The following is a 22131-nucleotide window of genomic DNA, read 5'->3' as shown; positions in this document are numbered from 1 at the left end:
CGACCCTCACGCCAGGTTGCGCACCAGCGTCCAGATGTTCTCGCCGTCGGCGCGACGGTAGCTCATCTCGTCCAGCACGGCGCGGGAGAGCGCCAGCCCGCGACCACTCTCGTCCAGCTGGTCTGCCGAGTCCTGGGAGAACTGCGGGATGGCGTCGCTGGCCTCCCGCATGTGGGCGACGATGCGGTCGGGTCGGACGCCCAGCGTGAAGCGGTAGACCACCTTGCCCTTCGGACGACCGTGCTCGACGACGTTGCCGGCGACCTCGATGACGGCGGTCTCGAACATCATCAGATCGCCCGGGTCCAGATGCGGGTGATCCGCGGCCACGCGCTCGAGCAGGTCGTGCAACTCGTTGATGGACTCGGGTACCGCCAGTCCGGCGATCTCGTAGTCGTCAGGCATGGGACCAGCCATCCGTGGCCTCCTTGACCGTGGCGTACGGGCGCAGCACCCGGTTGAGGTTCGTGAGTTGCAGCACCGTGAGCACCTGCTGGGACGGGCCCGCGATCCGCAGGTCCCCCCCGGCCTGCCGGGCGTCCTTGAGTCCACCGACGAGCGCACCCAGACCGGACGAGTCGATGAACGAGGTGTCAGCGAGGTCGATGACGACCCGGGTACCGCCCTCGGCGATGGTGGACTTCAGTGCTGCCCGCAACGACGGCGCCGAGACCATGTTGAGTCGCCCGTCGCAGCCGATGACGGCAACTCCGTCGCGATGGTCCTTGTGGATGTCCATGTCAGTCCTCCTGTGAATGGGGGGTGGATGGTTGGGGGGCGGATGATTGCGGTGAGGATGGTTGGGGTGTGGGGCGGTACAGGGCCGCCTTGAAGATGACGCTCATGACGAGCAGGTCATAGGCGACCCACGCGACGTTGACACCGGTGCCGACGATGCTCGAGCTCGACCCGGTCCACAGCCTCACGACGCCGATGACGCAGGCGACGACCAGCACCAAGGACGCGATCAGCTGCGGCACCACCAGCCGCCACGGGAACGAGTCACCACCCTGGCGGGTCTTCGGCGTCACCGCGAAGCCCAGCGGACGACCCCACAGCACGTTGGCCGTCGCGGTCCAGCAGGCGCGGATCCAGACGGGGAACAGCGCGAAACTGTACTGCTGCCCACGCCAGGTCTTCACCCCGTAACCCACCACGGCGAAGAGCAACTGGTTGGCGATGATGTAGGGCAGGAAGCGCTGCAGGAACTCCATCCCGAAGGCCTGCACGGGCAGAACGCCGGCGACCAGGTAGAGCACCGGGGCGAGCATGAAGATGACCGCCGCGAACCCCGACAGGTAGCTCCACATGGTCGCGAAGTACATCAGCCGCTGACCCAGCGACAGACCGCGCTGCACCAGGGGGTTCTCGCGCACCATCACCTGGATGGTGCCCTGCGCCCACCGCAGGCGCTGGGTCAGCATGGTTCCGAGGTCCTCGGGTGCGAGGCCACGCGCCAAGGTCTCGTGGTGGTAGACCGAGGCCCAGCCGGCAGCGTGCAGCCGCATGCAGGTGGCCATGTCCTCGGTCACCGAGATGGTCGCCAACGGCAACAGGGGTTGGGCCTCGTGACCGCGATCGACGTCGACCGCCCCGACCAGGGCCTTGACCGATTCCAGGGCGCCCAGCGGGGAGAACTCGCGCCTCGACAACTCGTCCAGGGCGACCTCGTCGACGATCACCCCACCCAGCTCGCCGTCCATCTCGACCGGCAGATCGGTCAGCGCCCTCAGGTCGGCCTCGATGGCAGCCATGTCCTCCTGCACCACCGACCGCGAGGCCACGTCGACGGCCCGGTGGAAGTCCCAGGTGATCGACGAGAGGTCATCCCCGTCGGAGAGCCGCTTGTTGGCGACGTTGAGCGCCGCGCTCACCGACTCGACGGCACGCACCGTGGGTGCGCCGTAGCGCCCGGCCGTGCGCGCCGTACGCCGAAGGATGCGTTGGGCGGCACGCATGGCCTGTCGCACCCCCGTCTCGACCTCCTTGACGTAGCCGACGATGCCGAGTTGCATCAGTGCCTCACGACGGATGACGGCATTCGAGCCGCAGAAGAAGGCGGCGTTCCAGCCGTCCTTGCCCTGCTGGATCGGGCCGTAGAACAACGGGGCCTGGCTGCCGAGGGGGTCGCAGTCGGTGACGTTGGAGAACCACTGCGGGGTCTGGACGAGCGCGACCTTGGGGTCGTCGAAGTAGCCGAGCGTGCGATCGAGGATCTGGGGGTCGGGCACCTGGTCGGCGTCGAGGATGAGCAGGAACTCGCCCTCGGTCACGAACAGCGCGTTGTTGAGGTTGCCGGCCTTCGCGTGGCGCGGACGGTCGATCCAGTCGTCGCTGCGGGTGATGTAGCCGACCCCGGCCACCTCCGCCGCTCGCTGCATCTCGGGGCGGGCACCGTCGTCCAGCACCCAGGTCTGGTGCGGGTGGCTGATCTTCTGGGCGGCCCGGGCGGTCGCCATCACCATCTCGACCGGCTCGTTGTAGGTCGTGATCAGCACGTCGACCGTTGCCCCCGCCGGGGCAGGGTTGGGTTCCCCGCGGAGCCGGAGCCGCCAGACCGTCAGGCCGAACAGGTAGGCGTCGATCAGCGCATAGGTCTCGGCCAGCACCAGCGGGACCGCGATCCACCAGTTGTGCCAGTTGACCGAGAACAGCCACCTCCAGCCCACGTAGACGGTGCCGAAGGTGAGCGTGAGGACGACCATGATCCTGGTCAGCAGAAGGCGGGTCATGTGAGCTCTCTTCGGAGGACGACCACCGTGGCGTCATCGGTCATGGCGTGGGTGCTGGCGAAGGAACGGAATCGCTGGACGATGACCTGGGCGCTGCCGCCCGCGTGGACGGCCTCCGCCGCACGCTCCATGGCGGCATCGACGGTCTGGAAGTGGTCGAGGAAGCCGTCACTGACGATGACGAGGCTCTCACCGGGCGCCAGTGTGGTCTCGTGTGCCCGCCAGTGGGCGTCGCGCAACACCCCCAACGGCAGACCTGAGGTCTTCAGCGTGCGGTAGCTGCCCCCGGGGCCTGCGATGCCCGCCAGTCCGTGCCCGGCGTCGACGTAGCTGAGTCGTCCCGACTCCGGTTCGAGGCGGGCACTGAAGACCGTCACGAACGCGTCCACGCTCGACAGGTCTGGCTCGAGCGCCCGGCCCGACTTGTTGATGGTGGCCTCCTGGTCGTTGAACTGCGAGGCTCCACGGAACATCGACCGCACGGAGGCAGCGATCAGGGCAGCCCCCACACCCTTGCCCATGACATCGGCGACGTGGATCTGCAGGCCGTGGTCGAGCTCGTACCAGTCGAAGAAGTCACCGCCCACCTGTTGGGCGGGCAGGCACAGTCCGGCCAGGTCGTAGCCCTCGCACGTCGGCGCCCGGTTCGGCATCAGGAGTTGCTGGATCTCGGCTGCCTTCGCGATGTCGCGCTGGAAGGACAACTCCCCCTCGACCCAGCGGGCCATCTCCACCAGCACCTCCTCCTCGTCCGGGGTGAGGTCACGGGGCTTGGTGTCGACGATGCACAACGCCCCGATCCGCTCGCCGTCGGGAGCGTGCAGGGGTTGGCCGGCGTAGAAACGCACGTGGGTGTCACCGGTGACCGCCGGGTTGTCGGAGAAGCGGGCATCGTTGGTGGCGTCCTTCACCTCCATCACGGACGATCGCTGGATGGTGTGGTGGCAGAACGACTGGTCGCGCGGGCCTTCGGTGAATTCGCGGGCGAATCCGGCGTTGGCCTTGTGCCACTGGCGGTCCTCGTCCACGAGCGTGATGGCAGCCATCGGCACGTGGAAAAGGGCGCGCGCCAAGCGCACGACACGGTCGAATCGCTCCTCGCGGGGGGTGTCCAGCACATTCATCGCGCGGAGGGCGCGCAAGCGTTCGGACTCGGGGGTGTCCATGGCGAGAACTATGCCTCACACGCACATCAGAATTGAACCGGGGAACCTGTGTGGGCAGACCGTCCACGCCGGTGACCCGAAACGGGCGCGGCGCCGCGCCATGGCACTCCAGCTCACCCCCAGGGGTAGGATGGGGCCAGGCCACAGGGGGCTCTGGCGCTAGGAGAAGGATTGTCAACACTGAAGGACGTCGCCCGGGAGGCGGGGGTGGCGGTGTCAACGGTGTCACGCGCCTTCACCCATCCGGAGCGACTGAATCGCGACACCGTGGCTCGGGTGAGGGAAGTCGCCCTGCAACTCAACTACCAGGTCAATCCGCTCGCCAAGGCGCTGATCACCGGCAGGTCTCCCGTCATCGGCATGTTGGTGACCAACATCACCACGCCGTTCATGACCTCGGTCATCAAGGCGGCCCAGGCCGAGGCGTACGACCACGGGTTGTGGCTCGCCGTCGGTGACACCGACAACCAGCCCAGCCACGAGGACGAGTGGTCGCAGACCATGTCTGGCCTCGCCCAAGGCCTGATCCTGGTGGGGGCGGGCTCGGACGACGAGACCCTGCGGCGCATCGCCGACCAGGCCCCGCTGGTGTTGATCCAGCGCGAGGTCAGCGGCGTCGCCAGCCTTCGCCAGGAGTCGCGACCGGGGCAGGTCCAGGTCGTCGAGCACCTGCTGCACCTGGGACACGAACGACTGGCCTATCTGCCGGGCCCCGAGCAGTTCTGGATCGCCAGGCACCGACTGGCCAGCCTTCGTGCGGTGTGCGCGGAGTTGGGTGCAGAACTCGTGGTCATGCCCCACTCACCCCCCGAGTTGGCCGCCGCACGTGACCTGACGACGGCCGTTCTCGAGACCGGGGCGACGGCCGCACTCTGCTTCAACGACATGATGGCCCAGGGCGTGGTGGTGGGACTGCACCAACTCGACCTCAGGGTTCCCCGACATCTCTCGGTCGTCGGCCATGACAATGAGCTGACGCGCATGTCAGTACCGGCGCTGACCACCATCGACGGTCACGCCATCGAACTGGGCCAGCGGGCGATCCGAAGGCTCCTGGCCGACGAGGGGCTCACCCGGGTCAACGAGACTCTGGACTCGACGGCGGTCTTCCGTGAGTCCACCGGCCCGCGGCCCTCGACGCTCAGGGTTGCAGCCGCGGCCCGCTGAGCGCCGCCTGCCTGGCTCGACTCGAGGAACGGACGACCAAGGTGGGCGCCAGCAGCTCGCGCACCGGCGGGGCACCGCCGATCATCGCCCACAACACCTCGATGCTCCGCTCCCCCACCTCGGCGAAGGGTTGCCGGATGGTCGTCAGCGAGGGGGAGAAGTGGTCGGCCCCGTCGACGTCGTCAAACCCCACCACGGCGATGTCGTCCGGCACGCTGACCCCGGCATGGGCCAGACCCCTCATCAGCCCGAGCGCCACCTGGTCGTTGGCACAGAACACGGCGTCGGGTCGTGGGTGAGCCGCGAGCACCGCCGCGGCAGCGGCGTAGCCGTCACCAGCAGACCATCCCCCGGGCAGCAGGTCACCGCGGACTCCCAGTCGCGCTGTCTCCTCCTGCCAAGCAGCGGCACGCACGTCCGCGTCGAACCAGCCCTGGGGACCGGCCACGTGGGTCACCCGGCGCCGTCCCTCCGCGACCAACTCCTCGACCGCCATTCGTGCGCCGGCGGCGTGGTCGACGCCGATCACCGACACGCGTGGGTCGTCGAAGTGCGGGGCGATGACGCACACCGGCAGGTCGTCGGCGAGGGTCGAGGCCAGCGCAGCGGTGGGTGGTCCGACGGCGATGAAGACGACACCTTGCACGCCCATCACCCTGAACCGCTCCGAGGTGGCGTGGGCCGCCTCGAGGTCGGCCTCCGGCAGGGTGCCGATGACGGTGGCGAAGGAATGGGCGTGGGCGGCCCGGTCGATCGCTGCGAGCAGGTGGTTGGGGCCGAACAAGGCATTGCCGGGTGAGACCGCGCCGATCAGGCTGGTCGTCGTACCCCGGACGAGGGCGCGCGCCGCAAGGTTGGGTCGGAACCCGAGCTCGCGGATCGCCTCCTGCACGCGCAGCCGGGTCGGTTCGCGCACCAGCTCGGGAGCGTTCAACACCCTCGAAACGGTCTGGTGCGAGACCCCCGCCCGCTGCGCCACCTGGGCCATCGACACGGCACGCCCGTTCCTCATGCGTGGCTCCTCCCTCACTGCCCGTCACGCGGCCCCGGACGGGCCCGGTCTCAGCCGGCGAGCCTCACCATCGTCCACGACACGGGGGGAAGCTCGATCGCCAGGGTGCCGTTCTCCCACTGGGCGGAGTCATTGGCGCTCGGCAGCACGCTCTGGTCGTCGGCACGGGCCGTCCAGTAGGGGTCGTCGGAGGTGTAGGTGAGCGCCTCCGACAGGGTCGCCGCCCCCGAACGCACGGCCGCCTCGAGGTTCACCGTCTGGTCGACGGATCGATTGACGAGGAAGACGACCGTCGCCCCCGTGTCCGGGTCGTGCGTCGCGACGGCATCGACCATGTCGACCTCACCGAACTTCGCTGTCTTGACCCGGGGTGAGTCGAGCGCCACCCGCAGCACGTCACCCTTGGCGTGGCGCGCGGTCAGGGCGAACGGGTGGAAGGTCGTCTGCCGCCAGGCGGCGCCACCGGGTTCGGTCATGATCGGCGCGATCACGTTGACGAGTTGGGCCAGGTTCGCCGAGAACACCCGATCGGAGTGGCGCAGCAGCGAGATCAGCAGGTCTCCGACAACGACGGCGTCGGCCACGGTGTAGTGGTCCTCGAGCAGCACCGGTGCGATCGGCCACTCGTCACCCGTCGGCGGACGGGACTCCGCACGCTGCTGGTACCAGACATTCCACTCGTCGAAGCTGATCCCGACCACCTTGTCGCTCTTGCGCGCCGCCGCCACGGCGTCCGCCGTCGCCGCGACCGACTCGATGAACCGGTCCATGTCGACGGCACTGGCCAGGAAGCTGGTCAGGTCACCGGACTCGTCCTCGTAGTAATAGGCGTGGGCCGAGACCATGTCGACCTGCTCCCAGCACTCCTCCAGGACGACCCGCTCCCACTCACCGAAGGTGGGCATCGCCCGCGACGAGGAGCCACAGGCCACCAGTTCCAGGTCCGGGTCGATCATGCGCATGGCCCGGCCGGCCTCCGCCGCGATCCGTCCGTACTCCTCGGCGGTCTTGTGGCCGATCTGCCAGGGGCCGTCCATCTCGTTGCCGAGACACCACAGCTTGATCCGGTACGGGTCGGCCACGCCGTTGGCCCGACGCTGCTCGGCGAAGTGCGAACCGGCAGGCACGTTGGTGTACTCCAGCAGGTCGAGCGCCTCCTGCACCCCCCGGGTGCCGAGGTTGATGGCCATCTGGGGTTCGACGTGGGCCAGTTCGCACCACGCCATGAACTCATCGACGCCGACACGGTTGGGCTCCATCGAGTGCCAGGCGAGGTCGAGCCGGGAGGGACGTCGGTCGACCGGACCGACACCGTCCTCCCAGCGGTACCCCGAGACGAAATTGCCCCCGGGGTAACGGATCAGGGTGACCCCCAGTTCGCGCACCAGGTCGAGCACGTCGCCGCGCCACCCCCCGGCCACGGCAGTGGGGTGGTCGGGCTCATGGATGCCGGTGTAGACACAGCGACCCAGGTGCTCGACGAAGGAGCCGAAGGTGCGGCGGCGCACCGGGGCAACGGTGAACGCAGGGTCGATGACGAGGCTGGCGACCGCCATGGTCGTGCTCCTTCCGGATGGGCTGGATGCGTCCGCGTGGGGTGGTCCGCATCGGTGGCCCTTGGTGTGCATTCCTGTGCGACGACACTCCCCCGCTCGGACAGTGCTTGTCAAGGAGGACGGCCCATCGATGTGAACGCTCACAATTTTGCCCGGAATCCCTTGACACGGCCCGGGGGAAGATGTTTCGTTTTGGGTGCACCGAGACCCAAAGGAGGGTCAGAACCATGCACGTGCCCGATCCACAGCCACGTTTGATGAGTCCATCCGGTGGCTTCCCACACCTCAGTCGTCGCGGTCTGCTCGCAGGTGCCGCGACCGTCGGCCTGTCCGGCTCACTGGCCGGTTGCAGCACCTTGTCAGCCGGCCTCGCCGGCGGCGAGGTCGCCCCCGGCACCGTCCAGTTCTGGAACCTGTTCGGCGGCGGCGACGGCGCTCGCCTGCAGGGCATGCTCGACGTCTACCGCAAGGCCCACGGGCCCAACTCGCTCGAAGCGGCGACCTTCAGCTGGGGCAACCCGTACTACACGAAGGTCACCCTCGCCACGTTGGGCGGGCATCCGAGTGACGTGGCCATCTCGCACGCCACCCGCGCGGTCAACCTGGCCCGCGGCGGCCTGCTCGAGCCGATCACCGACGACATGCTCGCCCTGGCGGGGCTGAAGCCGACCGACTTCAGCGAGATCCCGTGGAAGGCGGGCCAGGTCGACGGCCAGCAGTACACGATCCCCCTCGACACGCACCCCTTCGTCCTCTACTACAACGTGGACGTCTGCCAGAAGGCGGGCCTGATGGACGGTGACAAGCTCAAGCCCATCGTCGGGCTCGACCAGTGGGAGGCCGCGCTCACGGCCGCCAAGAAGGTGACCGGACAGTTCGGCTGCGCGGTGCCGACGATCGGCGACACCGCGAGCTGCTGGCGTTGGCTCACCACGCTCTACCACCAGCAGGAAGGCGCCACCCCCTTCCTCTCAGACGGGGGTCGCGACCTGTCGTGGAACGAGGACCTGGCGCTGAAGACCCTGACGCTGATGCAGAAGTGGACGAAGGCGGGGCTGATGCCCAAGAACACCGACTACCCGGGAGCGCAGACGCTGATGTTCACGGGCAAGGCTGGGTTCTACCTGATGGGCGTCTGGGAGATCACGACGGCGCAGTCCATCAAGGGACTGAAGTTCGGCATGACAGCCATCCCCACCCTGTTCGACAAGGCCGCCACCCAGGGCGACTCGCACACCTTCGTGCTGCCGAGGATGAACCGGGACGAGGCGCAGCTCAAGCGAGCGATGGGCTTCGTGAAGGCGATGCTCGACCAGTCCATCGCCTGGGCCAAGGGTGGCCACGTGCCCGCCTACGTGCCGGCCGTGCAGTCGAAGGAATTCACCAGCCTCGAGCCGCAGAAGAACTACGCCGACGTGGTCAAGACGGTCACCTACGACGCACAGGCCTGGTACTCGGGTTCTGGCTCGACCTTCGAGAACATCATCGGCGCACAGATCGGACTGGTCGAACAGGGACTCACGAGCCCCCAACAGGCCCTCGACTCCGCCCGGAGTCAACTGTCCACCTATGCCAAGACCGCAGACCCGCTGGGCTGAGAGGAGGACCACCAATGAGCACCACCACCGCTGTTGCCCGGTCGGAGGAGACCGGTAGGAGGAAGACGGGCGAGGCTGCCCCCAGGGAGACCAGGATCGCCTGGGCCTTCCTGGCCCCGTTCGCCGTCCTGTACGTCCTGTTCCTGATCTGGCCCGTCATCTACATGGTCATCTCGAGCTTCTTCAACACCACTCTCGTGCACAAGGGTCTCGGCTCATTCGCCGGCGGCGCCAACTACGCCGAGATGCTCTCGAAGCACGAATTCTGGGTGGCCATGTGGAACACCATCTGGTTCACCATCCTGACCGTCGTCCCGTTGGTCCTGCTGGCGTTCGTCCTGGCCATTCTCGCCAACCGGGTGCGCCGGGGCCAGTGGTTCTTCCGGCTGGCCTTCTTCCTGCCGTTCATCCTGCCCAGCGCTGCGATCGGCATCATCTGGAACTTCATCTACACCCCCGACAGTGGGTTGTGGAACCAGGTGCAGAAGTGGTTCGGCAATGACTCACCGTCACCGGTGCTGGCCACCCCACACCTGGCCATGATCGGCATCGCCATCGCCACCATCTGGTGGACGATCGGGTTCAACTTCGTGCTCTACCTCGCCGGTCTTCAGGACATCCCCCGAGAGCTCTACGAGGCCGCAGCCGTCGACGGGGCGACCCCGTGGCAGCAGATCCGCAGCATCACGGTGCCCATGTTGAGCCCGACCACCCAACTGGTGGTGCTCCTGCAGATCATCGCCAGCCTGAAGATCTTCGACCAGGTGTACCTGATGACCGGGGGCGGCCCGGGCATCTCGACAGAGGTGGTGCTGCAGCTGGTCACCAACACGGCCTTCACCGACTACCGCGTCGGTGCCGCATCGGCCGCCTCGGTGCTGTTGTTCCTCGTCATCCTGATCGTGGCCCTCGTCCGTGTCGCCATCGACCGGATCCGTTCGAGGAAGGAAGCCTGATGTCCACCACATCCGCACCCAGCCGGACCCGCGGTGTCTCGGCGGCAGCTCCCCCGGCTCGGCAACCCGGCTCGAAGGGCTCGGGACGAAGCTTCGGCATCATCGCCTGGACCGTGCTCATCATCTTCTCGATCATCTGGCTGATCCCCAGCTTCTGGGCGATCAAGACCTCTTTGACGGCGAACTCCACCGCATCGCTCGGCGCCATCCCCATCGTCAAGGACTGGCACCTCACCACCGCCTCGTACCAGACCCTGCTGAAGGGCGGCGACATCTGGCAGTGGTACCTCGCCAGCGCCGTGACCGGCGTCGTCACGGTCTTCCTGAGCATGCTCGTGTGCACCATGGCGGGCTATGCCCTGTCGCGCATGAAGTTCAAGGGGTCAGCGGTGATGATGGGCCTGATCGTGCTCGGCGTGATGATCCCCGGCCAGGTGCTGATCGTCCCGCTGTTCGCCCTGCTCAACCAGCTGGGCATCCTGGGCACCTACTGGTCGGTGATCCTCCCGCAGGTTCCGCAGGTGCTGGCCGTGTTCGTCTTCAAGCACTTCTTCGACTCCCTGCCCAAGGACTTCGAGGAGGCTGCACGCATCGACGGTGCCGGCTACTGGCAGACCTACACCCGCATCCTGTTGCCGCTGTCACGGCCGGTGATCGCGGCCATGTCGATCGTCACCTTCGTCGGCGTCTGGAACAACCTGCTGCTGCCGCTGTTCGTGCTGACCAACCCGAAGCTGATGACCATCCCCGTGGGCCTGGCCACCGTGCAGGGATCCTTCGGTCAGCGCTACGCCGACATCCAGGCATCGTCCATCCTGGGCGCACTGCCGCTGATCATCCTGTTCCTGATCTTCCAGCGACAGGTCGTCGAAGGGGTGGCGGGCTCCGGCATCAAGGGCTGACCCGCCGGTGGGCCGTGACACACTGACGCCGTGCTGACCGTGACCGTCAAGGTGCCCAGTGACCTCACTGAGGTCGTGCTGGGACTGTGTGAGGGCGACGTCGCCATCTCGTCGGTGGCGGTCGCCCGCGGCCAGACCGTCATGCCACCCGGCGACGTGATCACCATCGACATCGCCCGCGAGGCGGGGGACGGACTGCTGCAGAGACTGCGGGAGGCGCAGGTGCCCCAACACGGCACCGTGCTCGTGCAGCCCGTGGCGACGTGGCTCTCGAGCCGGGGGCTGAGGTCTGAGCGGGCCGCCCCCGGCGACGGCACCGACGCGGTGCTGTGGGCCGAGGTGGTGCAGGGGCTGCGTGCCGACTCCCAGTTCACCTGGGTGTTCGCCACCACCATCTGCATGGCCACCCTGCTGGCCGCTGTCGCGATCGTGCTCGACTCCCCGATCCTGGTGGTCGGCGCGATGATCCTCGGCCCCGAGTTCGGGGCCATCGCCGGAACCGCGGTGGGGTTGCTGCGCGGTCGACGCGGCATGGTCGGACGAGCAGTGGCCACCCTGCTGGGCGGGTTCGGCCTGGCCATGGCCGTCACGGCGTTGTTCGGCGTGATCTGCCGCGGGTTGGGCTGGATCACCTCCGACCAGGTGACGGGTGCTCGTCCGGCGACCGCCTTCATCTACTCCCCCGACAAGTGGTCGATCATCGTGGGACTGATCGCGGCCTCGGCGGGTGTGCTCGCCATCACCTCGGGCAAGCGCGACGGCCTCTCGGGTGCGTTCGTGTCGGTGACGACCATCCCCGCGGCCGCCAACGTGGCGCTCGGTCTGGTCTTCGGCGCCTGGCCGGAGGTGATCGGCAGTGGTTTGCAGTTGGCGATCAACCTCACGGCCATGACCGTGGCGGGCTGGTTGACCCTGGTCGTGCAGCAACGCCTGTGGGCCCGCGTGCGTGCCACCTGGCACGCCCGGCGCCGCCCCTGACGTAGGTCCTCGCCGCGGTGACCAGTCTTGCCGAACACCTTGACAGGAGATTACTCCAAGACTTGGATTAAACGAGCACCGTTGCTCCCCTGCCCCGGCAGAAACAGGATTGGTTCCTCATGCACGACTTCGTCGCCCGCACCGAACACCGCCTCACCCGCTTCATCAACGAGCGTCTGCGCCAGCAGTTGTACCGGGACCGGGCCCGGGTCGAGGTCACCCACTGGGAGGCACCCGACGAACCGGTCAGTTTCGCCGAGGCCACTGCCCAGACGTTCGCCCCCTTCGAGGTGGGCACCCCCTGGGGGCCTCCGTGGGGAACCGTCTGGTTCCACGTCACCGGCACCGTGCCAGTCGGGTGGGGCAAGGAGGCCGACACGCGGCCCGAACTGCACGTCGACCTCGGTTTCGCCGGCGGGGGAACGGGGTTCACCTGCGAGGCCAACGCGTGGTCGGCCCAAGGCACCCTGATCAAGGCGCTCGAGCCGATGAACCGCTACGTCACCCTCGATGCCGGCCCCGGGGAGTCGTTCGAACTGTTCATCGAGGCCGCCGCCAACCCCGTCGTCCCCTCGTTCAACTGGTACCAACCCACCCCGGTCGGCGACAAGGCCACTGCTGGCACTGACCCCATCTACGTGGTGAACACCCTCGAGGTGGCCTTGCTCGACACCGGCGTGTGGGAGTTGTCGCAGGACGTCGACGCCCTGCGCGGGCTGATGCTGGTGCTGCCGGCCGAGTCGACCCGCCGCCACCAGATCCTGTCAGCCCTCGAAGACATGATGGACGCCGTCGACCCGCACGACCTGGCCGGCACCGCTGCCCGCGGGCGGGAGGTGCTCCGTCCCGCCCTCGAGTCACCGGCCGGGCGCAGTTCCCACGTCGTGCACGCCACCGGCCATGCGCACATCGACTCGGCCTGGTTGTGGCCGGTGCGCGAGACCATCCGCAAGTGTTCACGTACGTTCTCGAACGTCATCGCCCTGATGGACGAGGACCCCGACCTCACCTTCGCCTGCTCGTCCGCCCAGCAGTACGAGTGGGTGCGCGACCACTACCCCGAATTGTTCGAGCGCATCCGCGAGAAGGTGGCCGAGGGACGATTCGTGCCGGTCGGCGGCATGTGGGTCGAGTCCGACACCAACATGCCGGGTTCCGAGGCGATGGTCCGCCAGTTCGTGCTCGGCACCCGCTTCTTCATCGACGAGTTCGGGTTCGAGCCCAAGGACGTCTGGCTGCCAGACAGCTTCGGCTACTCCGGTGCGATGCCGCAGATCGCCCGGGCTGCCGGCAAGGACTCCTTCCTCACCCAGAAGATCAGCTGGAACGACACGAACACCTTCCCGCACCACACGTTCTGGTGGGAGGGGATCGACGGCTCGCGCATCTTCACCCACTTCCCGCCCTCCGACACCTACAACTCCCACCTCTCCGCCGAGGAACTGGCCCGCTCGGAGCGGCAGTTCCGTGAGAAGGGACGAGCCACCCACGCACTCGTCCCCTTCGGTTGGGGGGACGGGGGTGGTGGCCCCACCCGAGAGATGATGGCTGCCGCCCGGCGCAAGGCCGATCTGGAGGGGTCACCCAAGGTGGTGGTCGACACCCCCGCCGAGTTCTTCGCGGCCGCCAAGGCCGAGCACGGCCACCTCGACACGTGGACCGGGGAGATGTACCTCGAGTACCACCGCGGCACCTACACCTCGCAGCACCGCACCAAGGCTGGCAACCGGCGCTCGGAGCACCTGCTGCGCGAGGCCGAACTCTGGTGGACGACCGCTGTCGTCCGTGAGGGTGCGACGTGGCCCAAGGAACAGTTCGACCGGCTCTGGAAGCAGGTGCTGTTGCAGCAGTTCCATGACATCCTTCCCGGGTCGTCCATCGCCTGGGTGCACCACGAGGCCGAGCAGCACTACGGGGCGATCGCCGCCGAACTGGAGGAACTGATCGCCGAGGCCGGTCGCATCCTGCTGGGCGCCGGTGAGACCCCGTTCGTGCTGAACGCTCGCCCGTTCGCCGACCACGGTGTGCCGGCGCTCGGCGTCGCCGCGGCCACCGAACCGCGCATCGCCGAGGTCGCCTCGTCCGGTGACGGGTTCACGCTCAGCAACGAGGCGCTGCTGGTCGAACTGGACGCCAACGGATTGGTGACCCGGCTGTTCGACAGGCGTGCCGGCCGCGACCTGCTCCCCCCGGGCCAGGTCTCGAACCTGCTGCAGTTGCACCGCGACATCCCCAACGAGTGGGACGCCTGGGACATCAACTCCCACTACAAGCAGGTGACCCGCGACCTCACCGAGGTGGTGTCGATCGCGACGGTTCCGGGCGGTGTGGTGATCGAGCGGAGCACCGGAGCCTCGTCCATCACCGAGACGGTGACGCTGGACGAGGCAGGGTTGCACCTCGACTTCGACATCGACTGGCACGACCGGCAGAAGCTGCTCAAGCTCACCCTGCCGTTCGCCCTGCACGCACGCGAGGCCACCAGTGAGATCCAGTTCGGGCACCTGGCCCGTCCGACCTCGGTGAACACGTCGTGGGATGCGGCCCGCTTCGAGACCGTCGCCCACCGCTGGCTGCACGTGTCCGAGCCCGGGTACGGGGTGGCGCTCGCCAACTCCTGCACCTACGGCTACGACACCCTGCGCACGACCGATGGTGACGGCAACTCGGTCACCACCGTCCGTCCATCCCTGCTGCGGGCCCCGATGTTCCCCGATCCGGATGCCGACCAGGGTCATCACCAGCTGTCCTTCCTGCTGGTGCCCGGCGCCGAGGTGGGTGACGCGGTCGAGGCCGGTTACGCCGAGAACCTGCCCACGCGGGTACTGGCGGGTGCCCACGGGGTCGACCCGCTGGTCACCATCGACAATCCCGCCGTGGTGGTGGAGGCCGTGAAGCTCGCCGAGGACGGCTCCGGTGACGTGGTCGTGAGGCTCTACGAGTCGCGTGGGGGACGAGCGGCCGCCGTCCTCGGCGTCGGTTTCGAGCACGGCCCGGTCGTCGCCACCGACCTGCTGGAGCGACCGCTGGCCACCGGGACCCGGAGCCCGCTGGTGGGTCAGGACCGGCTGGAGCTGCGGCCGTTCGAGATCGTCACCCTGCGGATCGGCCGGGCCTGACTCAGAGCACCTCCCCGGGGCGGTACGACGCCGCCTCGGGGTGGGCGGCCGCCAGCTCGCCGATGCGGGCCACGAGGTTGGCCACCTGGGACCGGGCGGCCCCCGACAGCTCCAGCGGATCGGTGACCATGGCCTCGAGCTGTTGCTTCGACAGACCCAGCCGCGAGTCTGCACCGAGCCGGTCGAGCAGGTCGTTCGTGCGGGCGCCCGACTCGCGCATGCCCAGCGCCACGGCCACCGCGTTCTCCTTGATGGCCTCGTGTGCGGTCTCTCGTCCCACGCCGGCGCGCACCGCTCCCATCAGGATCTTGGTGGTGGTGAGGAACGGCAGGTAACGAGCCAGCTCGGCCTCGATGACGGCAGGGAAGGCGCCGAAGTCGGTGAGCACGGTCAGGAAGGTCTCGAAGAGTCCGTCGAGGGCGAAGAAGGCATCGGGCAGCGCGACGCGACGCACCACCGAGCACGAGACGTCGCCCTCGTTCCACTGGTCGCCGGCCAGCTCGCCGACCATGGACACGTAACCGCGAACGATCACCGCCAGCCCGTTCACCCGCTCGCAGGAGCGCGTGTTCATCTTGTGGGGCATGGCGGACGAGCCCACCTGACCCGGCTTGAACCCCTCGGTGACCAGTTCGTGCCCGGCCATCAGTCGGATCGAGGTGGCCAGGTTCGACGGCGCCGCGGCGACCTGGGCGAGAGCGGTGACCACGTCGTAGTCGAGGGAGCGTGGGTAGACCTGCCCGGTCGAGGTGAACACCTGCCGGAACCCCAGGTGGGTCGCGATCCGCTGCTCGAGGTCGGCGAGCTTCGCCTCGTCGCCCCCCAACAGGTCGAGCATGTCCTGGCTGGTGCCGACCGGCCCCTTGATGCCGCGGGCGGGGTAGCGCTCGATCAGTTCGTCGATGCGGCGGTGCGCCACCAGCAACTCGTCCGCGACGGTGGCGAACCGCTTGCCCAGGGTGGTGATCTGGGCGGCGACGTTGTGGGAGCGACCCGCAATGGGTTGGTCGCTGTACCGCGCCGCCAGGTCGGCGAGCATCGCCAGCGCCGCCACGATCCGGTCGCGCACGATGCGCAGCGAGGCGAGCACCTGCAACTGCTCGACGTTCTCGGTGAGGTCACGGCTGGTCATGCCCTTGTGCACGTGTTCATGCCCGGCCAGGGCGTTGAACTCCTCGATGCGTGCCTTCACGTCGTGCTTGGTGACCCGCTCGCGGGCAGCGATGGAACCAAGATCGACTCGCTCGACGACCGCCCGGTAGTCGGCGAGCACCCGGTCGACGTCCTCGGCGGCACCCTTCTCGCCGGCGAAGGTGACCCCGAGGTCGCGTTGGGCCTCGATCACCGCCAGCCACAACCGCCGTTCGGCGATGATCTTGTGTTCGGGACTCCAGATGGTGCGCATCGAGGTGGACGCGTACCGATTGGCGAGCACGTTCGGAACGGGCGCGGGGTTTGCGGAAGCGGGGGTGACGGGAGCGGGTGTAACAGACATGGTGCCTCCTCAGGCGGGGTCGCCGGCGAGCACCCGCGCGGCGATGTCACGGCGGACGAATCCGGTCGGGAAGTCGATCTCGTCGACCAGGGCATAGGCCTGGTGACGGGCGGCGGCGAGGTCGGGTCCTCGTCCGACGACGGTGAGCACCCGACCACCGGCGGCCACCAGTTGATCATGGTCTGGGTCGAGGGCGGTGCCGGCGTGGATCACCCAGGCGTCCTCGCGGTCGGGGGGCAACATGATCGCCCCGCCCTTCGCCGGGGTGCCGGGGTAACCGTCGGCGGCCATCACCACCACGACGGCGGCTCCCGGGTGCCAGTGGACCTCGCCGAAGTCGGCGAGCGTGCCGGTGGCGGCGACCAGCAGGAGTTGGCCGACGGGGGTCTCCACCAGTCCCATCAGGGCTTGGGTCTCGGGGTCGCCGAATCGGGCGTTGAACTCGACCACCCTCAGTCCGCGGCTGGTCATCGCCAGACCGCAGTAGAGCAGGCCCGAGAACTCGATTCCCCGCAGGTTGAGCTCGTCGAGGGTCGGGCGCGCCACCGTGGCCAGTACCTGTTCGATGATGTCGTCGGGAGCCCAGGGCAGGGGTGAGTAGGCGCCCATTCCGCCGGTGTTGGGCCCGGTGTCACCCTCACCGACCCGTTTGAAGTCCTGGGCCGGCTGCAGTCCCACGCAGGTGGTTCCGTCGGTGATGACGAAGAGGCTGATCTCCTCACCGTCCAGGTACTCCTCGATGACCACCCGGTCGCACCCGGCAGCGTGGTCGACCGCCGCCTGCCGGTCGTCGGTGACGATGACTCCCTTGCCGGCGGCCAGTCCGTCGGCCTTCACCACGTAGGGGGCACCGAACTCGTCCAGGGCGGCCGCGACCTCGTCGGCGGTGGTGCAGACCCGCGCGTCCGCCGTCGGCACCCCCGCGGAGGCCATCACGTCCTTCGCGAAGGACTTGGAGCCCTCGAGTCGGGCGGCCTCGGCGCTCGGACCGAAGCAGGGGATGCCCGCGGTGCGCACCGCGTCGGCGACGCCCGCGACCAAGGGGGCCTCCGGCCCCACGACCACCAGGCCGACGCCCAGCTCCACCGCGAGGGCGGCGACCGCAGCGCCGTCGAGCTGGTCAACGGGGTGGTTCGTGGCGATGGTGGCCGTGCCGGGATTGCCCGGGGCGACGTGCACCGCGGTCACCTGCGGGTCCTGGGCGATGGCACGGGCGAGCGCATGCTCGCGTCCGCCGGCGCCCACGACCAGCACGCTGAAGGGGGGCACACCGGGTCGCTGGGGGTTCACGGGGCCAGCCTAGTTGCTGGGCCCGCCGCGGCCGTCCAGCGCCGGTGCGCGAACATCTCCCCGTGGCGTCAGCGGTGGCGCCGGCGTCCCCAACCGAAGTAGGCGACCGGACCGATGGTGTTCACGAAGGACCCCACCACCCAGGCCCATTTCGGCCCATGGATCTGCTCGGCCGGGCGCTTCTTGAGATCGCGCCACATGGCGACCTTGGCACTGAACTCGACCCCGGCAGCGATGCCGAGGACCACCTTCTCCCCCGCGGTGAGCGGGCGCTTCTGCTTGCCCATGCATCCAGCCTAGATCCGGCCTTCGGGCCCCCCGTCAGAGGGGGACCACCATTCCGGTGCGGGCTGACCGGTAGAGCCCCAGCACCAACGCCAAGGAGCTGCGGTGCTCGACCAACGGCACCGGCGGACGAACCCCTTCCCCCGCCCCGAGCCCGGTCAGGGCGTCGGCGATGGCTTCGTACTGGCGAGTGTGCCCCACTCTCAGGGGTTCCTCCCTGAGCACGGCCTCCCGGAGGCCGACGGGCAGGTCGTCCAGCTGGTTGGTGGACGACATCGGACGCTCGCGCACCTCGGGGTCGTCCTCAGCCTGGCCCGAGCGGTGGAGGTAGCGGAGCCGATGGTTCTCGATGAGCGCCGATCCCTCGGAGCCCATCACCGAGAGGCTGACGTTGAGTCCGGGGTTGGCGGCTGTGGTGGCATGCAGCGCGGCGAGTGCACCGCTCTCGAACCTCACCACGCCCACCGCCGTGTCCTCCACCTCGATGTGGTGGGCGAGAGTGGCCGTCCAGGCGAAGACCTCCACGGGTCGGCCGAGCAGGTGCACCAGTTCGTCGAGGGCGTGGATGCCCTGGTTGATCAGGGCCCCTCCGCCGTCGTGCTGCCAGGTGCCCCGCCAGTCACTGCCGTCGAAGTAGGACTGGGGGCGCCACCACGGCGTGGACGCGATGGCCGAGGTGATCCTCCCCAGCGAACCTGCGTCGATGAGCTCGGCCACCAGGGAGGTCGCGGGGTCGAACCGGTGCTGGCTGATCACCGAGACCGTCCGGCCGGCGGCCTCCTCGGCGGCAAGCAGGGTGTCGATCCGCTCCAAGGTGATGTCGGCGGGCTTCTCGACCACCACGTGCTTGTCGAGGTCGAGCGCTTCGATGGCGACCGCGACGTGGGCTCCCGTCGGCACGGTGACCGCGACCAGCTCGAAGGACACGGCTCGGGCCGCCTCGGGCAGGGCGCGGAAGGTCGGCACCCCGTAGCGGTCACCCCACGCAGGATCGCGGGGGGTGCGTTGGACGACGCAGGCCAGTTCGAGGCCTCGGGCGGCCAGGATCGCGTCGGCGTGCACCGATGCGATGAAACCCGTACCCACGAGCGCAACCCTGGTCATGGTCGCAGTCTGGCAGCGGGCCCACCCCCGCAGCAGGCGTTGCCAGTCCTTGCCCGCGGCGGGGCGGTCTCAGCGGGCCATCCGCGGGTGGAACGCAGGGGCCGTCAACTGGGGCACACACAGCACCCGCGGGGTTCGTCCGAGCAGGGCGGCGGCGTGACTGAGTGCCGACTCCACGTCGGGAGCAGTACGCGCGCCCATCGCCCGGGCGAGGTCGGGGCGCTCCGCGCCGGCGATGACCACCGCCTGGGTCTGGTCGAGGGCGACCCCACCCATGTAGACCATCGAGAACGCGTGGAACGGGTGGTAGCCGTAGTCCTCCCGGTACCGGGAGACCAGGCCCTCGTCGGTGGAGAGTTGATCATGGAACTGCACCATGTCGCGGGGGTGGTCGACGGTCTGCAACAGGTCGAACGCGGGTCGGTAGCTCGGGAAGTCGGCGTCGTTGAACCACCCGTCGCAGATGCTGGCGGCGATCACGATGGGGGCGTGCACCAGAGCCGCCTTGGCGCGCACGATGGCAGCGCCACACGCCTGCATCATCAGGATCGGGTTCGATCCCATCCCGGGCCCGTAGTGGAAGGTGCGCGGCATGCCCAGCAGCAGGACGTCGAAGGGGTCACCGTCGAGCTCGACGTCGGTGCGCTGGGCCGCCAGTGGCCAACTGGCGCGCTCGACCTCGCTGATCGCCCCGGCTGCCACCGCCAGCTGCCGCGACCGGGAGTCGAGCACCGCGTCGATGGCCAGGAACCGACCGCCCAGGTGCTCCTCCATCCGCTCGCCGATGGCCCGCAGCTGCTCCCGGAAACGTCCATGCGGGGTGGCGGGCACGAAGTCGGGGCGGTACATCGTCCGCGGGGCGTGGTGGGCCGCGATCGAGCGCCACGAGGTCAGTCCGGTGGCGGGCATCTTCCAGCCGCCCGAGTACCCGCCGTACGGGTTGCCCGAGGCGTGCCCCACCAGCACCGAGAGGTCGGCTTCGACCGCGGCCCGGTTGACCTGCACCGGGTCTCCCAGGGACGACTCCCCCAGGTCGATCATGCCCTCGGGGTCCTCGGCGTCATGGTTGACGACCCTCATGCCGGCACAGCGCTCGAGCAGGTCGGCACCCAGGTACTCGGCCCACTCCTCGGGACGGTTCTTGCGGTGCAGTCCGATGGCGCACACGAGGGTGATGTCGCGGTCGCGCACACCGGCGGCAGCCAGTTCGTCCAGCACCGCCGTGATCGCCAGCCTGCGGTGCGCGGTGACGTGTGAGCCCCCCTTCACCCGGTCGGGGAAGCTGATGGTGACCGTTCCCCCGGGGCCGACCAGGTCTCCGATCGGGGGCATGCCCAGCGGTCGGGCGATCGCCTCCCGGGTGGCCCGATGGGGGTCAGCCAGCGGGGTCGGTTCGTGCACGATCCCCTCCCGGATCACCACGGAGTCGTCGGGGATCTCGACGGCCACGTCACCGTCTCCGTACTGAAGGTTCACCTGCATGCGCTCGACTCTGGCACGCCCGGGGCCCACAGAGGAGAGACTCGAGGCATGAAGTGCACGATCGCTCGCGTCCAGGACGCGAAGAAGGCCGGGCCGGACGACGGGTTCCGGGTGCTGGTCGACCGCTTGTGGCCCCGCGGGGTGAGGAAGGACGACCTGGACCATGACCGGTGGGCCAAGGAGTTGGCTCCCAGCACCGAGCTGCGCCAGCGGTTCGGCCATGACCCCGACAAGTTCGCGGACTTCCGCACCGACTACCTCGCCGAACTGCAGCACTCGGACGAGGCCGGGCGCGTCGCCCGTGAACTGGTGGGCCTGCCCACGGTGATGCTGCTCTACTCTGCCCACGACACCGAGCACAATCAGGCGGTCGTGCTCAAGGAATGGCTGGAGGGTCTGTCATGAGTGCGGCGAGTGTGGGCGTCATCGGTCTGGGCGCGATGGGGTGGCCCATCGCCCACCAGCTGCGCGAGGCCGGCCGCGAGGTGGTGGTCACCGATGCCTCCGCCGCCGCACGGGATCGAGCCGCCGCGGCGGGCTTCAGCGTGTCCGAGACCAATGCCGCCCTGGCCGCCCGCGTGGGCGCGGTGGTGCTCTCGCTGCCCAATGACGCGATCGTCCGGCAGGTCACCCGGGAACTGTGGGCGACCGACGGCGGCCTGCTGGTCTGCGACACCTCGACCATCGGGCCCGGCACCGCGCGGGAGCTGGCCGAGCTCGGCCCACACCTGGACACCCCAATCCTGGGGCGGCCGGCGGGCGTCGGCTCGTGGACGATCCCGGTCGGAGGCACCGAGTCACTGTTCGGCGCGGCGCGCGAGGTGCTCGAACCGCTGGCGCGGCGGGTCGTGCGGGTGGGTGACGCCGGTGCGGCGGCGGCGCTCAAGGTGTGCAACAACCTGATGCTGTCGGCCATCAATGCGGTCACCGCCGAAGCGCTGGCGCTCGCCGGGGCCTCCGGTCTCGACCCGGCCACCTTCGTCGACGTGGTGCTCGACTCGGGGGCCGCCACGGTGTCGGGCCTGTTCCGTGATGTCGCACCCCGGGCGGTGGCCGGGGACTTCGTCCCCGTCTTCTCGGTCGCCCTGATGCGCAAGGATGCCCAGCTGGCGCTCGACCTGGCCGCCTCCGTCGGGGTCGACCTCGACGTGGTCGCGGCCAGTCAGCGCCTCAACGACGCCGCGATCGAGGCCGGGCTGGGTGGCGAGGACTCGATCGCGGTGTTGAAGACCCTGACCGGCTGAGGACCGGCTGGTCGCCACTGGCCGAGGCCGCCGACTGGCTACCTC

The 22131-nt window shown here is 68.8% G+C and carries 19 protein-coding genes; 8 read left to right on the top strand and 11 right to left on the bottom strand.

The window, feature by feature from the left end; genetic code table 11:
• Positions 1–6: 6 nt before the first annotated feature.
• The 4 genes from QQZ11_RS07160 to QQZ11_RS07145 are packed head-to-tail and all read right to left on the bottom strand — an operon-like array spanning position 7 to position 3898.
• On the bottom strand, positions 7–417 hold the full coding sequence (locus tag QQZ11_RS07160) for an ATP-binding protein (protein WP_284549546.1): 411 nt from the start codon (positions 415–417) through the stop codon (positions 7–9).
• Complete coding sequence (locus tag QQZ11_RS07155; protein ID WP_022911086.1) at positions 398–739, bottom strand: STAS domain-containing protein; 342 nt, start codon at positions 737–739, stop codon at positions 398–400. The genes QQZ11_RS07160 and QQZ11_RS07155 overlap by 20 nt, the downstream gene beginning before the upstream one ends.
• A 1-nt stretch (position 740) precedes the next feature.
• Positions 741–2732: a glycosyltransferase family 2 protein gene (locus QQZ11_RS07150; RefSeq protein ID WP_284549544.1), complete on the bottom strand. Its 1992-nt coding sequence runs from the start codon at positions 2730–2732 to the stop codon at positions 741–743.
• Positions 2729–3898 carry a PP2C family protein-serine/threonine phosphatase gene (locus QQZ11_RS07145; protein WP_284549542.1) on the bottom strand — a complete coding sequence of 390 codons (1170 nt, stop codon included), beginning with the start codon at positions 3896–3898 and terminating at the stop codon, positions 2729–2731. Before QQZ11_RS07145 ends, QQZ11_RS07150 begins: the two co-directional genes overlap by 4 nt.
• 171 nt (positions 3899–4069) lie before the next feature.
• Here QQZ11_RS07145 and QQZ11_RS07140 point away from each other — a divergent pair, with 171 nt between their 5' ends.
• Positions 4070–5065, top strand: coding sequence for a LacI family DNA-binding transcriptional regulator (locus tag QQZ11_RS07140; protein WP_284549540.1), 996 nt, complete (start codon positions 4070–4072; stop codon positions 5063–5065).
• On the opposite strand, the gene QQZ11_RS07135 is transcribed toward QQZ11_RS07140, so the two are convergent.
• Both QQZ11_RS07135 and arfA read right to left on the bottom strand, forming a co-directional pair.
• Positions 5040–6077, bottom strand: a complete 1038-nt coding sequence (locus QQZ11_RS07135; RefSeq protein WP_284549538.1) for a LacI family DNA-binding transcriptional regulator — start codon at positions 6075–6077, stop codon at positions 5040–5042. The two genes, QQZ11_RS07140 and QQZ11_RS07135, sit on opposite strands and share 26 nt — an antisense overlap.
• A 50-nt stretch (positions 6078–6127) precedes the next feature.
• Positions 6128–7633: an arabinosylfuranosidase ArfA gene (gene arfA / locus QQZ11_RS07130; RefSeq protein ID WP_284549536.1), complete on the bottom strand. Its 1506-nt coding sequence runs from the start codon at positions 7631–7633 to the stop codon at positions 6128–6130.
• Between the two features lie 257 nt (positions 7634–7890).
• Here arfA and QQZ11_RS07125 point away from each other — a divergent pair, with 257 nt between their 5' ends.
• The 5 genes from QQZ11_RS07125 (at position 7891) to QQZ11_RS07105 (ending at position 15186) form a co-directional block, all read left to right on the top strand.
• Positions 7891–9231 (top strand): extracellular solute-binding protein, encoded by a 1341-nt coding sequence (locus QQZ11_RS07125; RefSeq protein ID WP_284549534.1) that lies wholly within the window; start codon positions 7891–7893, stop codon positions 9229–9231.
• Positions 9232–9245: 14 nt separating this feature from the next.
• Positions 9246–10187 carry a carbohydrate ABC transporter permease gene (locus tag QQZ11_RS07120; protein ID WP_284549533.1) on the top strand — a complete coding sequence of 314 codons (942 nt, stop codon included), beginning with the start codon at positions 9246–9248 and terminating at the stop codon, positions 10185–10187.
• On the top strand, positions 10187–11089 hold the full coding sequence (locus tag QQZ11_RS07115; protein WP_284549532.1) for a carbohydrate ABC transporter permease: 903 nt from the start codon (positions 10187–10189) through the stop codon (positions 11087–11089). Before QQZ11_RS07120 ends, QQZ11_RS07115 begins: the two co-directional genes overlap by 1 nt.
• A gap of 30 nt (positions 11090–11119) precedes the next feature.
• The gene (locus tag QQZ11_RS07110; protein ID WP_022911095.1) at positions 11120–12067 is read left to right on the top strand and encodes a DUF389 domain-containing protein; all 948 of its coding nucleotides are present in this window, start codon (positions 11120–11122) and stop codon (positions 12065–12067) included.
• A 119-nt stretch (positions 12068–12186) separates the two neighbouring features.
• Entirely contained in the window at positions 12187–15186 is a 3000-nt protein-coding gene (locus tag QQZ11_RS07105; RefSeq protein ID WP_284549531.1) for an alpha-mannosidase, read from the top strand.
• Position 15187: 1 nt separating this feature from the next.
• Here the strand turns inward: QQZ11_RS07105 and purB are convergent, their stop codons facing one another.
• The 5 genes from purB to QQZ11_RS07080 all read right to left on the bottom strand — a co-directional run bounded on the left by purB (position 15188) and on the right by QQZ11_RS07080 (position 20842).
• Positions 15188–16681, bottom strand: a complete 1494-nt coding sequence (gene purB / locus QQZ11_RS07100; RefSeq protein WP_284549530.1) for an adenylosuccinate lyase — start codon at positions 16679–16681, stop codon at positions 15188–15190.
• Between the two features lie 9 nt (positions 16682–16690).
• Positions 16691–17971 carry a phosphoribosylamine--glycine ligase gene (purD, locus tag QQZ11_RS07095; RefSeq protein ID WP_284549529.1) on the bottom strand — a complete coding sequence of 427 codons (1281 nt, stop codon included), beginning with the start codon at positions 17969–17971 and terminating at the stop codon, positions 16691–16693.
• Positions 17972–18039: 68 nt separating this feature from the next.
• Positions 18040–18258 (bottom strand): hypothetical protein, encoded by a 219-nt coding sequence (locus tag QQZ11_RS07090; protein ID WP_284549528.1) that lies wholly within the window; start codon positions 18256–18258, stop codon positions 18040–18042.
• A 34-nt stretch (positions 18259–18292) separates the two neighbouring features.
• Positions 18293–19360 (bottom strand): Gfo/Idh/MocA family protein, encoded by a 1068-nt coding sequence (locus QQZ11_RS07085; RefSeq protein ID WP_284549527.1) that lies wholly within the window; start codon positions 19358–19360, stop codon positions 18293–18295.
• Positions 19361–19429: 69 nt separating this feature from the next.
• Complete coding sequence (locus tag QQZ11_RS07080; RefSeq protein WP_284549526.1) at positions 19430–20842, bottom strand: lactate racemase domain-containing protein; 1413 nt, start codon at positions 20840–20842, stop codon at positions 19430–19432.
• 48 nt (positions 20843–20890) lie between these two features.
• Between QQZ11_RS07080 and QQZ11_RS07075 the strand changes: the two genes are divergently transcribed.
• A complete protein-coding gene (locus QQZ11_RS07075) occupies positions 20891–21247 on the top strand; it encodes a DUF488 domain-containing protein (RefSeq protein ID WP_284549525.1) in 357 nt (118 codons plus the stop codon).
• On the top strand, positions 21244–22086 hold the full coding sequence (locus QQZ11_RS07070; RefSeq protein WP_284549524.1) for an NAD(P)-dependent oxidoreductase: 843 nt from the start codon (positions 21244–21246) through the stop codon (positions 22084–22086). The genes QQZ11_RS07075 and QQZ11_RS07070 overlap by 4 nt, the downstream gene beginning before the upstream one ends.
• The last annotated feature ends 45 nt before the right edge of the window (positions 22087–22131 follow it).

This window comes from Aestuariimicrobium sp. T2.26MG-19.2B (assembly GCF_950101875.1).
Classification (GTDB): Bacteria; Actinomycetota; Actinomycetes; order Propionibacteriales; family Propionibacteriaceae; genus Aestuariimicrobium; species Aestuariimicrobium kwangyangense.
Note: the sequence above shows the minus strand (reverse complement) of the source record. Positions and strands in the feature narration are given on the sequence as shown.